The sequence below is a fragment of the Micromonospora sp. H61 genome, assembly GCF_018070325.1.
GTDB lineage: Bacteria > Actinomycetota > Actinomycetes > Mycobacteriales > Micromonosporaceae > Micromonospora > Micromonospora salmantinae.
Map to the genome: position 1 here is coordinate 54,837 of NZ_JAGPXY010000016.1, position 15,422 is coordinate 70,258.

Here is a 15,422-nt window from a genome sequence, read left to right on the forward strand (position 1 = left end):
ACCGGCTTCGGGACCGGGCCCGCACCGCAAGGGTAGTGGGGGCCGGCGGTCCCGGCGCAGACGCGAGCCGGGGCCCCGCGACGCTGCGGGACCCCGGAGTGTGTGGGCGAGGATCAGACCGGTCGGCCCGGCCGACGCACCTCGCGGTACTCCTGCATGACCTGGTTGTCCTGGACCGGCACGACCCGGTCGGCCACCACGCGCTCCTCGCGAACCGGCGCCGCCACCACCGGGCGACGGCGGCTGTTCCAGAAGTAGAGGGTGGCGAGCAGGCCGGCGACGCCGGCGAGCATCAGTACCCAGCCGACCACGGCCAGGTCCAGCCAGCCCAGGTCGGCCTCCACTGCGAACGCGAAGATCGCGCCTAATGCGATCAAGAAGATGCTGCCACCAATGCCCATGTCTCGCTCCTCGGCTCTAACCTGGCGTACGTCGCGCCGCGGCCGTCGGTAGGGGTGCGGCATCCATCGACTTACCCAGGCGCAGAGATCGCCAATCGGGCAAGCTGGGGGCATGACGGACGCCGACCCCGACACACGGACTCTGGTGTTGCTGCGGCACGCGAAGGCCGAGCAGGGCAGCGACGCGGCGGACGACGCGGAGCGGCCGCTGAGCGCACGTGGAACCGCCGACGCGGCTACGGCTGGGGCCTGGTTGGCGCACCAGGGGCTGCTGCCCGACGTGGTGATCTGCTCGACGGCCCGACGCACCCGGCAGACCTGGCACGGGGTGGCGATGGGGATGACCGGTTCACCACCGGAGGGTGGCCCGACCGGTCCTCGCCCGACCGTCCGTTATGAGCCGGGTGCGTACGACGCGCACCCCGAGGAGTTGTTGTCGCTGGTCCGCACTGTGGATCCGGCGGCCCGCACAGCGCTGCTCATTGCCCACAATCCGGGCATCTCGCTGCTCTCCGCGCTCCTCGACCCCGAGGGAGTGGACGACGAGGGTTTGCGCACGGCCGAGCTTGCGGTGCACCGCTGCCCGCTCGGCTGGTCGGAGTTGAGCAGGGCGGGAGCGCCGCTCACGGCTCGGCACACCGCACGCGACTGAGCCACCCGCCGATCAGACGGGTGGCTCAGGGTACGTGTTGTGCGGGGATCAGGACGGCGGTGCGGTTGGTGGCGGCGGGTCCGGCGGTGGCGGCATCATCGCCGTCGGATGAGACAGCCGGTTCTCCTCCACGATGAGGGTTCGAGCCCTCTTGCGCCGGTCCTGCCAGAACCAGACAGTGGTCAGCAGTACGGCCAGCCCGGCCAGGATGAACACCCAGCCGACCGCGCGTACGTCGATCCACCAGACGTTGGCTCTCAGCGCGAAGGTCAGGATCGCGCCGATCGCGATGAGAAAAATGCCGCTTCCTACACCCATGTGCGCTGCACTCCCCCGTGCGGTGGCTCTGGGCGTTCCCTTTCGAGGTCACGCGACGGTTACCCGCCACGCCAGCGGCATACCCGACCGGGCTCGGCCAATACGTGCCGCCGTCGGGCCGAGACGGCGACGGCCGGCGGGGCGGAAGCCCCACCGGCCGTGGCAAGTGCCGGGTGGTGCGACCCAGCACAGGACCTAGAAGGCCTCCTCCGGGAGGTCCATGATGTCGAGGTCGGCACCCTCGATGATCCGCCGGTCGGCGCCGATGCGGGGAAGCACCTCACGGGCGAAGAAGCGGGCGGCAGCCACCTTGCCGGTGTAGAACGCCTTGTCGCTGGCGGAGACCTCGCCGGCCAGCGCCTTCAGCGCCACGTCGGCCTGCCGCTGGAGCAGCCAGCCGACCACCAGGTCGCCGATCGCCAGCAGGAACCGTCGGCTGCTCAGCCCGACCTTGTAGAGCGCGCGGGTGTCGCCGCCCTGCGCCTCGCCCAGCCAGCCGGTCAGCACGCCGAGGATGTTCTGGATCTCGGCCAGCGCCTTGCCGAGCGCCTGCCGCTCCTCCTTGAGCTGGCCGTTGCCCGCCTCGGAGGAGATGAACTCCTGGATCTCGCCGGAGACCGCGAGCAGGGCCTTGCCGTTGTCCCGAACGATCTTGCGGAAGATCAGGTCGAGGCTCTGGATGGCGGTGGTGCCCTCGTACAGGGTGTCGATCTTGGCGTCGCGGACGTACTGCTCCAGCGGGTAGTCCTGGAGGAACCCGGAGCCACCGAAGGTCTGCAGGGCCTCGTGTCCGAGCATCTCGTACGCCCGCTCCGAACCGACGCCCTTGACCAGCGGCAGCAGCAGGTCGTTGACCCGCTTGGCCAGCTTGGTGGCCTTCTCGTCGCCGGCAGCCTCGGCCAGCGCGACCTTGTCCTGCCAGGTGGCGGTGTAGAGGACCAGAGCGCGAAGACCCTCGGCGTACGACTTCTGCAGCAGCAGCGAGCGGCGCACGTCCGGGTGGTGGGTGATCGTGACCCGGGGGGCGGTCTTGTCCGCCTGCTGGATCAGGTCGGCGCCCTGCACCCGGTTCTTCGCGTACTCGAGGGCGTTGAGGTAACCGGTGGAGAGGGTGGCGATGGCCTTGGTGCCGACCATCATCCGGGCGTACTCGATGATCATGAACATCTGCCGGATGCCGTCGTGCTTGTCGCCCAGCAGCCAGCCCTTGGCCGGTACGCCGTGCTCGCCGAAGGTCACCTCGCAGGTGTTGGAGACCTTCAGGCCCATCTTGTGCTCGACGTTTGTGGCGTAGACGCCGTTGCGCTCGCCCAACTCGCCGGTGGTCTCGTCGAAGTGGAACTTCGGCACCACGAAGAGCGACAGGCCCTTGGTGCCGGGGCCACCGACACCCTCCACGCCGACCGGGCGCGCCAGCACGTAGTGCACGATGTTGTCGCTCAGGTCGTGCTCACCCGAGGTGATGAAGCGCTTCACACCCTCGATGTGCCAGGTGCCGTCGGGCTGCTGGATCGCCCGAGTGCGTCCCGCGCCAACGTCCGAGCCGGCATCCGGCTCGGTGAGCACCATCGTGGAGCCCCACTGCTTGTCGATGAAGAGCCTGGCCCACTTCTTCTGCCGCTCGTTGCCCTCGACGTGCAGCACGTGCGCGAAGGACGGGCCGGAGGCGTACATCCAGACCGGCGCGTTCGCGCCGAGCACCAGCTCGGCGAGCGCCCACCAGAGAGCGCGCGGCGCGTTGGTGCCGCCCAGCGCCGGCGGCAGGTCCAGGCGCCAGAACTCGGATTCCATGAATGCCTGGTAGGACTTCTTGAACGACTCCGGCAGCGGCGCGGTGTGCGTCGCCGGGTCGAAGACCGGCGGATTGCGGTCACTGTCCGTGTAGCTGGCGGCCAGATCCTCGCGGGCGAGGCGGTCGACCTCAGCGAGGAAGCTGCGGGCGGTGTCGGTGTCGAGATCCGAGTACGGCTCCTGGCCGAACGCCCGGTCCGCCCCGAAGACCTCGAACAGGTTGAACTCGAGATCCCGGAGGTTGCTCTTGTAGTGGGTCATGCTCGCTGGCCCCGCTTCCGGACAGGTGTTACCGATCAGTAACCCCGACTGTATTACTCGCGGGTAGGCAGCGACAAGCGGATCAGCCAAGTGACGGCGATTACACACCTGCGGACGCGGTCGGCCGCTCAGCTCTCGGCGGCGCCGACCTCCCAGCTCGGGACGGCGACGGCCGCGCCGGTACGGGCGCCCACGTACTCCATCAGGACCAGCGCGATGTCGTCGTCGAGTCGACCGTGCACCCACTCGACCAGGGCGGTCTCCAGCGATGCCAGCCCGTCGGCGACAGTGCCATGGCCGAGCAGTCGCCAGGCCCGGTCGGCGGTCGGGAAGAACTCGCCGTCCCGCCGCGCCTCGCCGAGACCGTCGGTGAACAGCAGCAGCCGGTCCCCGGGCTCCAGCCGTTCGACCCGGGGGCGGACCACCGGCATGAACCCGAGCGGAGGCGCCGGGGCCGGCGGTTCCAGCGGGATCACCGCACCCCGGCGTAGCAGCAGCGGTGGCGGATGCCCGCAGTTGACGATCGTGAGGGTGCCGCCACGCTCCTCGACCAGTGCCGCCGTGACGAAGTCCTCGTCGCCGACGTTGCGGGCCACCGCGCGGTCCAGGTCGGCGACGACGGCCCGCAGGTCGGCCCGCTCGTACGCAACGTGCCGGTAGGAACCGAGGACGATGCTGGCCAGCCGGACCGCGTCCAGACCCTTGCCCCGCACGTCACCGATGATCATGCGGACGCCGTACGGCGTGTCGATCGCCTCGTACAGGTCGCCGCCGATCTCGGCCGTCGCGGTGGAGGAGATGTAGCGCCCCGCTACCGAGAGCGTGCCGACCTGCGGCCCGAGCGGGCGCAACACCGCCTGTTGGGCCACCGCGGCGAGCTTGGTCAGCTCGACGATCCGCTCGGCCTGCCGCTGGCGAACCCACGCCACCGCCACGGCCATCCCGGTGGCGAGCGCGACCGCGACAACGTTGACCGAGGTGACCAACGAGACCTTCGGCGCGACCAGCGCGAAGCCGGCGCCGATCACCGTCGCCGCGACGCCCACCCCCAGAACCACCACCCAGGACGCCAGGGCGGCGGCGAGGACCGGCGCGGCCGCCAGGAGCGCGACGTAGTGCACCTTGCGGCCGTCCGCCGCCTCCACCGCCGACACGATCGCGAGCAGAGCGAGGGCCGCGCCGAGGCCGGCGCGGGATCCGGGGCTCAGCGGGCGACGGCCCGACTGGAGGAGTCGCGTGGGTACGAGGGACAGTTTGCCTGATCCACGTGAACCGGTGAATGAACCTGACCCCTCGTCCGAGGAGGTTCTGTCCGGCCGGCCCAGTCGGCCGGCCGAATCGGCGTCGCCGGTCCCGCTCAGCCGAGGACCTCGTAGCGGACGGTGAGCGCGCCCACGTCGACCGAGGCGATGCTGGCGAAGGCGGCCCGGGAGAGGTCCAGGCAGCGGCCGTCGATGAACGGGCCGCGGTCGTTGATCCGTACCGTCACCGACTTGCCGTTGGCCGGGTTGGTCACCCGGACCTTGGTGTTGAACGGCAGTGTCTTGTGCGCGGCGGTCAGCGCGTCGGGGTTGAACGACTCGCCGTTGGCGGTGAGCTGCCCGTCGGAGTAGAACGAGGCACCGCACGAACCGCTGTCCAGCACCTTCGCCGCGGCCGTGGTCTTCTTGACGGTCGGCTTCGGCTTCGGCGACGCGGTGCGCTCCTTGCCTCGGGAGGCGGCCTGCTGCGAGCGGGTCGCCGACGGGCTGGCGGTCACGCTGGGCGAGGCGCTGACGCTCGGGGTGGCGGCCGGAGCGCTGGGGGTGAGGCTGCTCGCGGCGGTGGTCGGGGTGAGGTCGAGAGCTACCGGCCCCGACTGGTCGGGGCCGGAGACCAACTGCACGGCACCTACAGTGCCTCCGACGGCGAGGGCGACGCCGACCGCCGCGGTGGCCACGATGCCCGCCGGCGAGGAGAAGATGCGGGTACGAGAGTGCTTGCCTGCCACCGGCCCGGTCCTTTCGTCGTCTGAACAAACCGGGTCGGACCGTAACGAGAGAAGCACTTCCGAAGTCAACGTGATCATGATGTTATGCCCGCATTTGCACAGGTACGTGTAGCCGATCATCCGACCCCGGGTGGGCCGGGTGGCCCGGGTGCCACCACGCCCGCCGCCCGTGCCGCAGGATGAGCGGATGCCCGCCGATCTGACCGAACGCCTGGCCGCCCTGTTCCACTGGATCGACCCCGGCCCGGACACCAGTCACCTGGTCAGCGACATCTCCGGCTGGTGGCGTGACCCGGCGGTGCTGGCCGAGCTGGGGCCGGCCCTGGTGGCGCCGTACCGGGCCGCCCGGCCCACCGTGGTGCTCGCGCCGGCCGTCACCGGGCTCCTCCTCGGGCCGTTGGCCGCCACCGCCCTCGGAGTCGGCTTCGTGGCCGCCCACAAGCCCGGTGACGGGCGACTTCCGGCCGGGCCACTCACCTGGGCACAGAGCCCACCGGACTACCGGGGCCGACGGGTAGACCTCGCCGTGCGCGACCGACACCTCGGCCCCGACGACCGGGTGCTGGTGGTCGACGACTGGGTGCGCACCGGCGCGCAGCTACGCGCGCTCTACGACATCTGCGCCGCGCGGGGCGCCGAGGTGCTGGGCACCGCTGTGGTGGCCGTGGACTGCCCGCCCGAGGTCGCGGCCGACCTACGGATCACCGGCCTGATCGACGCCGCGGATCTGCCCGCTTGACCTGAAGCGAGGTTCAACATCGACGATCGGCGGATGAGCGACGGAGTTCTCGACGAGGCGTACGAGCGGCTGCACCACACCGGCCCCGAATATCAGGGCTGGCTGTCCAACCACGGGCCGATGGCCGTCGAGGCGTTGGTCCGACACGGGCACCCACACCGGGTGCACCGTTGGCTCGACGACTACCTCGGCCGCCTCGACGAGTTGCCCCGAGGGCTGCACCCGATCGACGACTGGCGGTCAGCGCTGGGCGATCCGAAGCGCGCCGGTGACTGGCTGGCCTACTTCGACAGGCAACTGCGCGAACACCCGTGGCGTGCGGTGCTCGGCACCTGGTGGCCCCGGCTGCTGCCGGGCATCGCCGCCGGCGCCACGCACGGTGTGATCCGGGTCGGGCACGCCGTACGCGCGCTCGACCCGGACGACGCGAACCGACAGCGGCTCACCGAGTTGGGCCAGGCCCTCGGCTACTGGGCGGCCCGATGGCAGCCGATCCCCGGCACCGACCGGCTGCTCACCGGCGAGACGGACCAGCCGGGCACTGACGACAACGACGTGGCGGCCGCGCTGGCCGGGCTGCCCCGGATCGACGACCAGACCGGCGGCGTCCGGGATCGGCTGGACCAGCTGCCGGGCGTACCCCGATGGGAGCCGGCACTCGCGACGCTGCGCCCCGTGCGGAGCCCGGCCGAGGCGGAGCGCGGGCTCACCACGCTGGTGCACCGGGCCGGCCTGGACTACCTGCGCTTCGGGCACGCGGCGCCGGTCATGTTGGTGCACGCGGTCACCGCGCCGACCGCAGTGCTGCGTACCCTGCCGGCACTCGACAGGGGTCTGTGGGCGCCGAGCTTCGCCGCGGCCTGGGCCGCGACGGCGGCCATGACCTCCGTGTACGCCCCGGCCAACGGCATCGCGGCACCGACAGTGACCCCCGCGACGCCGGCGGAGGTCTTCGCCCGCGCGGCCCGCCACGGCGACGAGCACGTCGTCAAGCTCGCCGACGCGATCCTCGACGCGTACGCGACCAGTGCTGACGAGCGGCTCCTCACCGCACCCGGCTACGCCGGCCAACTGATCTGAGCGGGGCGACGGGTATTGCGGCGGCGACCCGGCCCGCGCTGGCCTAGCCTCGGCAGGATGTGGCCTCGGATCGGTGAACTGCGCGCCCTCGCCCTCGGCACCCCCGGCGAGTTGCGGTCAACCCTCAACACCCTGGTGCTGGCCGGTGTGAAGACCGCGACGGCCGGCCGGCTCGCCGAGTACGCGGAAGAAGGCGAGGAGTTGGAGCACGTCGGCGAACGCCTGGCCCTTGTCGACGACGACAACGCACTGGCCGGCGTCGTGGAGATCACCGGAGTCGAGGTGGTCCGCTTCGCCGACGTGCCCTGGGACTTCGCCCACGCCGAGGGCGAGGGCGACCGCTCGATCGAGGAGTGGCGGGCCGGGCACTCGACCTACTGGGCGCGGCTCGGCACCCCGGTCGACGGCGACACCCCGATCGTCTGCCTGCGTTTCCGCCTGGTTTCCGGCGGCGAGGGCGGTGTGACCAGCGGCGACCTCGGCACCTGACCGGCCGTCTCAGCCAGGGCTTGGTGTGGCGGCCTCAGCCCCGTAGTTGTGGCAGCAACCGGGTCGCCACGTCCACCAGGATGGCCTCGTCACCGGCGTACCAACTGCTGGCGCGCGGCCAGTGCGTCACCACGTCGGTGAAGCCCAACTCGGCGGCCCGGCCGACCTGATCGGCGAAGAACTGTGCGCTGCTGAGCGAGAAGACCGGCGCCGCGTCCAGCGAGAGGTAGCGGTCCAGGCTGGCCGGGTCGCGGCCGGCCTCGTCCAGGGTCCGGTCCATCCGCGCGGACAGCGCCGACACACTGGCCCACCAACCCGCCAGGTCGTTGTCGTCACCGGTGCCGGTGGTCACCCACCCCTGCCCGAAGCGGGCCACCAACCGCATCGACCGTGGCCCGTTGGCGGCCACCACGAACGGCACCCGGGGCTGCTGCACGCAGCCGGGGTTGTTGCGGGCATCCACCGCGGCGAACCAGTCGCCACGCCAGGTGGTGCCGTCCTCCCGCAGGATCAGGTCCAACAACTCGGTGAACTCGGCGAACCGGTCGACCCGCTGACGCGGCGGCAGCGTCTCACCACCCAGCACCGCCGAGTCGAAGCCGATGCCGCCCGCGCCCAGGCCGAGCAGCAGGCGGCCGGCGGAGACGTCGTCCACAGTGGTGATCTGCCTGGCGAACGCGGCCGGGTGCCGGAAGTTCGGCGACGCCACGAGGGTGCCCAGTCGAATCCGCGAGGTCACCGTGGCCGCCGCGGTCAGCGTGGCCATCGAGTCGAACCACGGGCCGTCGACCAGGTCACGCCAACCCAGGTGGTCGTACGTCCAGGCGTGGTCGAAGCCCCACTCGTCGACCTGCCGCCAGCGACGCTGCGACTCCGCCCACCGCTGGTCCGGCAGGATCACGATGCCAATCCGCATGATCGCCACCCTAGTCGGGCCGGTCCTCCGCCCCCAGCATCACGCTGAGCAGAGGACCGGGCCAGCGTTCGGAGCACCATCGCCGTCCGGCAGTCCTGGAGCTACCGCTGCGGCCAGCCCGTACCCTCCGGGGGTGCCCGCCGAAGCAACCGCCCCCCGCGTAGCCCCGGATCGGACCCGCCGGCTCCGCCTGATCCGCACGGTGGCGTTACTGGTCGGGGTGGTGGTTCCGTCGCTCATCCTCCGCGAGCTGATCGAGTCTCGGTTCGGCCGCGGGCCGGTGGCCGACCTCAGCGCGGTCGCGGTGCCGATGGCGGCAACCGCGTGGCTCGCGCCGTACGCCTCCTATCGGCGACGCGACGCGCTGCTCTGGCTGGTCGGCCCGGGCCTCTACTTCTTCGCGGTGATCGCCTGGCGGGTGGCCCTCGCGCCCTACCGGGACTGGAGCCCTCGCCCGGAGGAGAGGGCCCGGATGCGCTGGTCACGCGACCCGGAACACGCCGGGACCTGGCTCCTGACCGAGCCCGCAGGTGACACGGGTCACACTTCATCCCGGTAGGGCCATCGTGTTCGGCTCCGACCCCTCCGGGAGCGGCACCCACCGGGAGGGGGCCGAGCTGACGCCGACCCGTAAACCTGAGAGGAGATGCCATGCCACAACTACTGCGGGTGCAGTGCTTCAACGTCTCGCGCGACGGGTTCGGGACCGGAGAGGGGCAGAGCCTGGAACGACCCTTCGGTCACGCGGACCCCACCCCAATGTTCTCCTGGCGTGCCGCCACCGCCAGCTTCGTCTATCGCACCGAGCCGGGCGGCACCCGTGGCCTGGACGACTACCTGACCCGCGACGCCGAGTGCAACATCGGCGCGGAGATCATGGGTCGCAACAAGTTCGGCCCCCAGCGTGGCCCCTGGAAGGACCACGAGTGGCAGGGCTGGTGGGGGGACAACCCGCCATTCCACACGCCGGTCTTCGTGCTCACCCACCACGTGCGCCCGTCGTTCAGCCTGTCCGACACGACGTTCCACTTCCGCGACGTCAGCCCGGCCGAGGCACTGGCCGAGGCGAAGCAGGCAGCCGCCGGTCGGGACGTACGCCTCGGTGGTGGGGTGGCGATCATCCGCGAGTTCCTCGAGGCCGACCTGGTCGACACGATGCACATCGCCGTCGCGCCCGTCGACCTTCACCGGGGCGAGCGGCTGTGGGACAGCCCCGACGAGCTGCTCGACCGCTTCCACCTCGAGTCGGTGCCCAGCCCCAGCGGAATCACCCATCTCCTGTTCTGGAGGCGATGACCGACCTCCTTCCCGGCACGGTCGCCTAGAGCCGGGCCAGCACCAGCAACCGGTTGCCGTCGGGGTCGGTGACCCGCGCGGACCGCTCACCCCAGGGCTGGTCGACCGGCTCCTCGATGACTGTCGCCCCGCCCGTACGCAACGCGCCCACTGCTGCGTCGCAGTCGTCGGCATAGACGCACAACTCCCAGCGGTGCGAGTCGGCCGGCCCGCCAGCCTCCGGGTTGGCGGCCAGGCCGAGCTCGCTGCTGCCCAGCCGCAGAGCGACGAACTCCGGGGCGCCCTCGTCCGGGAACCGGTAGGTCAGCTCGAAGCCGACCACGTCCCGGTAGAACGCGATCAGTCGTGGCAGGTCAGGTGTCGTCACGATCGGAAAGGCTTCGGTGAACACGGACCACCTCCACGCCGGACCCTAGCCGGTGCCGAGGCCCGGCAGGAACTACCACTGTCGTTGCCGTTAATCGATGCGTTCAGACCCGTGTCAGTGGCCGTGTCAGGGCCATGTCAGGGGGGTGACAGCCCAGCCGCCGATGGTAGTTGCATGACGAGTTCAGCGATTGCAGTCTCCGGGCTGCGAAAGGCCTACAAGGACAAGGTCGTGCTCGATGGCATCGATCTGGATGTCCGTGCGGGCACGATCTTCTCCCTGCTCGGTCCGAACGGGGCGGGTAAGACGACGACGGTGAACGTGCTGACCACGTTGGTGAAGGCCGACGGTGGGACCGTACGCATCGCGGGGCACGACGCCGCCACCCAGGCCAAGGCGGTGCGCGCCGCAATCGGTGTCACCGGTCAGTTCGCGGCGGTGGACGAGCTACTGACCGGCCAAGAGAACCTGCAGCTGATGGTGGATCTCAGTCAGGTTCCCGGCAAGGACGGCAGGCGGGTCGTCACGGAGCTGCTGGAGCGGTTCGATCTGGTGGAGTCAGCACAGAAGCCGGTGTCGACTTATTCCGGCGGTATGCGCCGCAAGCTGGATCTGGCGATGACGCTCGTCGGCGACCCGCGAATCATCTTCCTCGACGAGCCGACCACGGGCCTGGATCCACGTAGCCGTCGCACGATGTGGTCGATCATCCGTGACCTGGTGGCCGACGGCGTGACGATCTTCCTCACCACTCAGTATCTCGAGGAAGCCGATCAGCTCGCCGACCGGATCGCCGTACTCGACCAGGGGCGCCTGGTCGCCCAGGGCACGCCCGACGAGCTCAAACGCCAGATCCCGGGCACTCACGTCCGGCTCCGGTTCGCCACCGTCGCCGAACTCGACGCGGCCGCCCGGGTGCTCACCGACTCCACGCGGGACGACGACGCACTGGCCCTGCGGGTTCCCAGCGATGGCGGCACGGCCTCGCTGCGGGCCCTGCTGGACCGGCTCGACGAGTACGCGATCAGCGCCGAAGGGTTCTCCGTGCAGACGCCGGACCTCGACGACGTTTTCCTCGCCCTGACGGGCAGCCGCACCCAGGAGGTCTCCGCGAAATGAGCACCAAGTCCCACTCGATCGTCATGCTGCGTCGCAACTTCAAGCACATCGCCCGAAACCCGACCTCGGTGTTCAACGCGGTCCTGATGCCCATCGTGATCATGTTGATGTTCGTCTACATGTTCGGTGACGCCTTCAACGTCGGGGTCGACTACATCGACTACGCGACTCCCGGACTGATGCTGTTGGCGGTCTGTTACGGGCTGGGGGCCACCGCGACCGCGGTGAACTCCGACATGACGAAGGGCATCATCAACCGGTTCAAAGTCATGCACGTCTCCCGCGGTGCGGTGCTGACCGGTCACGTCGTCGCCAGCGTGCTGACCAACCTGGTCGCCATCGCGGCCCTTGTCGGGGTGGCCTTCCTGCTCGGATTCAGCCCGTCGGCGAGCCTCCTCGGCTGGCTCGGCGCGCTCGGCATCATCGTGCTGCTCGGCTTCGCCGCCGGCTGGCTCACGGTCGCCCTGGGTCTTTCGGCGAAGTCTCCGGAAACGGCGGGTCTGGCCTCCGTACCGCTGGTCATGCTGCCGTTCTTCAGCAGCGCGATCGTGCCGGCGGACAAGATGGGGCCCGGGCTGCGTGAGTTCGCGGAATACCAGCCCTTCACGCCGATCATCGAAACTCTGCGCGGGTTCCTCAACGGGACACCGTCCAGCGGTAACGTGATCCCCGCCCTCGCCTGGTGCGTCGGCATTGCTCTCGTCGGCTACCTGTGGGCGCGTTCCACGTTCACGAAGCGAGCGTGACAGCGACCAACCGGTTCCAGTCCGTCCGACTGCCTTCTCGCGCCGCCTCTGCGAAGCTCACTTCGCCGAGGCGGCGCCGTACTTCCTGCTCGATCCGGGCCACATCCGGCTGGGAATGATCCTGCCGTCCGCGCACACCGCTGCTGGCCGCGAGCAACCGGGCGGCGTGCTCGTACTGGTCAAGGCGCAGCGCCAGGTCCGCGACGCCGACGATAACCCGCGCTATCGAGGGTGCGTGCCCTGTCTCGGCGGCCGCCACGCAGGCCGAGGAGTGGTGTCTGCGCGCCTCACCGAGATCGTCCGCGACATAACCGAGCAGGTCGTGCGTCATCACGCGGATGTACGCCTGCTTCGCCTCATCGCGCAACAGGGTCGTCGCGACACCGACCTGCCGGCCCACCTCTTCGGCATCGCCACTCCAGCGAGCGAGTTCCGCCTGTGACAGAGCCAGCACGGCCAACGCACCCGGCCACGTGACCCGCTCCGCGCATCGCCGCGCCTCGGCCATGGCAGCCGCGCTGGACTTCTCATCGCCAAGCAACCAGTACAGCTGAGCCTGCCGGGACCGCATCCGGATGATGTCCTCGACGGTGCCGACCTCGGTGACGACCGCGGTCGCCTCCTCGTAGAGCTCGCACGCACCGACGAACTCACCGCGTACGGCAATCAGCTCCGCCAGCTCGGTCAGGGCGAATGAGATCCCGAACCGTTCGCCGAGTGCCCGGAACTCGGCGAGCGCCGCCACGAGATACTCGTCCACCTCCGGACCGTCCTGGCCGAAAATGATCCGCATCTTGCCGAGTTGCAATCGGGCCAGTGCGCGTACCCAGGGATCCTCGTCGTTCAGCAGCGGTTCCCATGCGGGCAGGATCGCGTCCGGCGCTCGCAACATCCGTTCCAGCGGGACGACGAGTGCCGTCCCCGGGTGGCCCCCGTTACTGCGCTGGCTGAACTCGTACGCCTTGTGGATCCACTCCGCCGCCTGGTGCTCGTCGCCAGGCCCCGAGTTGATGAAGAGCACGACGAGCGCGTACACAGTGGCCCGGATTTCGTCGCTGACCTCACCAGGCGTCTCGGTGGCCGCCGTGATCAACTCCATGCCTTCGGTCCGGTGGCCACCGAGCCACCAGTACCAGCCGGCACCCGCGGCCAACCGCATGGCCGCGTGGGCTTCGCCGGCAGCGAGGGCACCGCGCATGGCGGCACCGATGTTGTCGTGCTCGACTTCGAGAGTGGTGAGCCATCTCACCTGGTCCGCGCGGCGAAGCTGCGGCTCTGCGGTCTCGGTCAGTTCGGTGAAGTACGCCAGATGCGCGTGGCGAGCCAGGTCCGATTCCCCCGCCTCGGCGAGGCGGTGCACGGCGTACTCCTTGATCGTGCCGAGCATCCGGTAGCGCGGGGCTTCGCCGCCCTCGGCGACCAACAGCGACTTCTCGGCCAGCGCGGTGACCAACTCGAGCACGTCATCCTGCTCGACCTCGTCGCCGGCGCAGACCCGTTCGGCCGCTTCCAGGCTCACCCCGCCCGAGAACACCGACAGCCGGCGCAGCACCGTCCGTTCGGCGTCGGTCAGCAGCTCCCAACTCCAGTCGACCACCGCGCGCAGCGTCCGGTGCCGGGGCAACGCAGTACGGCTGCCGCCGGTCAGCAGGCGGAACCGATCGTCGAGCCGCCTGGCAAGCTGGTCGATGGACATGGTGCGCAACCTGGCGGCGGCCAGTTCGATCGCCAGCGGCATCCCGTCCAGCGCCCGACAGATCCGCGCCATCGTCGACAGCGTGGAGGCGTCGACCGCCAGATCCCGCCGCACCGCGACCGCTCGGTCCCGTAGCAGTCGGACAGCCGGAGAGGTTTCGATCTCGCTGGCGTCGGCGTCGGCGTCCGGCAGGGCCAGTGGCGCGACCGGCCAGAGCGCCTCACCGGTGATGCCGAGCGGCTCCCTGCTCGTCGCGAGGATCCGCAGTCGCCGACACTCCCCGAGCAGCCGGTCAGCGAGCACCGCCGCCGACTCGATCACGTGCTCGCAGTTGTCCAGGATCAGCAACGCCTCCCGCTCGCGGATCGCGGCGACGAGCCGGTCGACCAACTCCATGCTCGGTGGCTCGCCGAGCAGAGCGTCCCGGAGTCCGAGCCCCGCAAGCGTCGCCTGCACCACGTCGCCGTCCGCGCCGATCGCAGCGAAATCGACCAGCCAGGCGCCGTCCGGCAGGTCGTCGAGCATCCTGCGCGCGGTTTCCGTGGCCAGCCGGGTCTTCCCGGAGCCACCCGGCCCGATCAGGGTCGTGAGCCGATGTTCGGCGACGAGCGCGCCGACCGCGGCAACGGCCTCGTCCTTGCCGATGAAGCTGCTCAACTCGGCACGAAGGTTCGTCTTCCGGCCCTCCGCGCGCCGCCGCACCTCGCCCCGCAGGAGCGCGACGTGCAACGCCGAGAGTTCCGGCGAGGGGTCGACGCCCAGCGCGTCGGCCAGGGCCTCACTCGTGCGCTGGTACACGAGCAGCGCCTCGTTGTCGCGGCCACTCGCGGCGAGGGCTTGCATCAACCCGAGAACCAGCCGTTCCCGCACCGGGTGCGCGGCCACCAGGTCGGTCAGCTCCGCGACCAGCTCCGGACCGTGGCCGAGACTGATCTCAACGTCGAAGCGATCCTCCAGGGCCGTCAGACGCAGCCTGTCGAGTCGGGTGACCGCCGCGTCGAGCGCCGTACTGTCGACCAGACCGACGTCCTGCATCGCCGCACCGCGCCACAGGTCGAGGGCCTCGCGCAACCGTCGTACCCGCTGCGGGCCCTCATCATCGCGAGCCAGGCCGACGAGGCGTTCGAACCGTACGGCATCGACGACGTCAGGTTCGACCATCAACCGGTAGCCGTCCGTCTGTCCCTCGATCGACCCCTCCGGCAGCGCCTTCCGAAGCCGGGAAACCAGGCGGTGCAGGGCGTTCACCGCGTCATTGGGCGGATGTTCGCCCCAGATCCAGTCGACGAGGGTCCCCTTCGGGACCACGTGACCCGGGCTGAGCGCGAGGGCGGTCAGCAGCCCGCGCAGCCGCGCGCCCGGCACGTCGATGACGGTGCCGACGTCCGTGCGAACCTCGAATGGACCAAGCATCCCGACCTGCACCTGGCAGATCCTGCCATGAACACGAAAGGCATCCGTGTCGCCGATGCCCGCTCCGCCGACGGCGGTCGACCACGCCTTCCCGGCCCACTGGCACGCCGGGAGATCCCCGTGGTTCTCCTGGAACGCGTCTCGAAAT

Annotated in this window: 16 protein-coding genes; 8 read left to right on the forward strand and 8 right to left on the reverse strand. The window is 70.2% G+C overall.

The window, feature by feature from the left end; genetic code table 11:
- Positions 1–113: 113 nt before the first annotated feature.
- Positions 114–401, reverse strand: a complete 288-nt coding sequence (locus KBX08_RS11105; protein ID WP_210783027.1) for a DUF6458 family protein — start codon at positions 399–401, stop codon at positions 114–116.
- A 112-nt stretch (positions 402–513) separates the two neighbouring features.
- Here KBX08_RS11105 and KBX08_RS11110 point away from each other — a divergent pair, with 112 nt between their 5' ends.
- Positions 514–1,053, forward strand: coding sequence for a histidine phosphatase family protein (locus KBX08_RS11110; RefSeq protein ID WP_210783029.1), 540 nt, complete (start codon positions 514–516; stop codon positions 1,051–1,053).
- Between the two features lie 48 nt (positions 1,054–1,101).
- Here the strand turns inward: KBX08_RS11110 and KBX08_RS11115 are convergent, their stop codons facing one another.
- The 4 genes from KBX08_RS11115 to KBX08_RS11130 all read right to left on the reverse strand — a co-directional run bounded on the left by KBX08_RS11115 (position 1,102) and on the right by KBX08_RS11130 (position 5,413).
- Complete coding sequence (locus tag KBX08_RS11115) at positions 1,102–1,371, reverse strand: DUF6458 family protein (RefSeq protein WP_030487564.1); 270 nt, start codon at positions 1,369–1,371, stop codon at positions 1,102–1,104.
- Between the two features lie 195 nt (positions 1,372–1,566).
- Positions 1,567–3,423, reverse strand: a complete 1,857-nt coding sequence (locus KBX08_RS11120; RefSeq protein WP_210783031.1) for an acyl-CoA dehydrogenase — start codon at positions 3,421–3,423, stop codon at positions 1,567–1,569.
- Positions 3,424–3,551: 128 nt separating this feature from the next.
- Positions 3,552–4,676, reverse strand: coding sequence for a PP2C family protein-serine/threonine phosphatase (locus KBX08_RS11125; RefSeq protein ID WP_210783105.1), 1,125 nt, complete (start codon positions 4,674–4,676; stop codon positions 3,552–3,554).
- 104 nt (positions 4,677–4,780) lie between these two features.
- Positions 4,781–5,413, reverse strand: coding sequence for a septal ring lytic transglycosylase RlpA family protein (locus KBX08_RS11130; RefSeq protein ID WP_210783033.1), 633 nt, complete (start codon positions 5,411–5,413; stop codon positions 4,781–4,783).
- Positions 5,414–5,600: 187 nt separating this feature from the next.
- On the opposite strand from KBX08_RS11130, the gene KBX08_RS11135 reads away from it, so the two are divergent.
- Genes KBX08_RS11135 through KBX08_RS11145 form a run of 3 tightly spaced genes read left to right on the forward strand, consistent with a single transcriptional unit; the run spans position 5,601 to position 7,721 of the window.
- Entirely contained in the window at positions 5,601–6,152 is a 552-nt protein-coding gene (locus tag KBX08_RS11135) for a phosphoribosyltransferase family protein (RefSeq protein WP_210783035.1), read from the forward strand.
- A 33-nt stretch (positions 6,153–6,185) separates the two neighbouring features.
- Positions 6,186–7,232: a questin oxidase family protein gene (locus KBX08_RS11140; protein WP_210783037.1), complete on the forward strand. Its 1,047-nt coding sequence runs from the start codon at positions 6,186–6,188 to the stop codon at positions 7,230–7,232.
- 57 nt (positions 7,233–7,289) lie between these two features.
- Positions 7,290–7,721 carry an ASCH domain-containing protein gene (locus KBX08_RS11145; RefSeq protein WP_210783039.1) on the forward strand — a complete coding sequence of 144 codons (432 nt, stop codon included), beginning with the start codon at positions 7,290–7,292 and terminating at the stop codon, positions 7,719–7,721.
- A gap of 34 nt (positions 7,722–7,755) precedes the next feature.
- Here the strand turns inward: KBX08_RS11145 and KBX08_RS11150 are convergent, their stop codons facing one another.
- Positions 7,756–8,637: an LLM class flavin-dependent oxidoreductase gene (locus KBX08_RS11150; protein ID WP_210783041.1), complete on the reverse strand. Its 882-nt coding sequence runs from the start codon at positions 8,635–8,637 to the stop codon at positions 7,756–7,758.
- Positions 8,638–8,770: 133 nt separating this feature from the next.
- Here KBX08_RS11150 and KBX08_RS11155 point away from each other — a divergent pair, with 133 nt between their 5' ends.
- Entirely contained in the window at positions 8,771–9,196 is a 426-nt protein-coding gene (locus KBX08_RS11155) for a hypothetical protein (protein ID WP_210783043.1), read from the forward strand.
- A 92-nt stretch (positions 9,197–9,288) separates the two neighbouring features.
- Positions 9,289–9,933: a dihydrofolate reductase family protein gene (locus tag KBX08_RS11160; RefSeq protein ID WP_210783045.1), complete on the forward strand. Its 645-nt coding sequence runs from the start codon at positions 9,289–9,291 to the stop codon at positions 9,931–9,933.
- A gap of 25 nt (positions 9,934–9,958) precedes the next feature.
- Here KBX08_RS11160 and KBX08_RS11165 read toward each other — a convergent pair whose 3' ends face one another.
- Entirely contained in the window at positions 9,959–10,300 is a 342-nt protein-coding gene (locus KBX08_RS11165; RefSeq protein ID WP_238690284.1) for a VOC family protein, read from the reverse strand.
- Between the two features lie 174 nt (positions 10,301–10,474).
- Between KBX08_RS11165 and KBX08_RS11170 the strand changes: the two genes are divergently transcribed.
- The gene (locus KBX08_RS11170; RefSeq protein WP_210783107.1) at positions 10,475–11,419 is read left to right on the forward strand and encodes an ATP-binding cassette domain-containing protein; all 945 of its coding nucleotides are present in this window, start codon (positions 10,475–10,477) and stop codon (positions 11,417–11,419) included.
- Positions 11,416–12,165, forward strand: coding sequence for an ABC transporter permease (locus KBX08_RS11175; protein ID WP_210783049.1), 750 nt, complete (start codon positions 11,416–11,418; stop codon positions 12,163–12,165). The genes KBX08_RS11170 and KBX08_RS11175 overlap by 4 nt, the downstream gene beginning before the upstream one ends.
- On the opposite strand, the gene KBX08_RS11180 is transcribed toward KBX08_RS11175, so the two are convergent.
- Entirely contained in the window at positions 12,149–15,286 is a 3,138-nt protein-coding gene (locus KBX08_RS11180) for a BTAD domain-containing putative transcriptional regulator (protein ID WP_210783051.1), read from the reverse strand. The genes KBX08_RS11175 and KBX08_RS11180 overlap by 17 nt on opposite strands.
- Between the last annotated feature and the right edge of the window lie 136 nt (positions 15,287–15,422).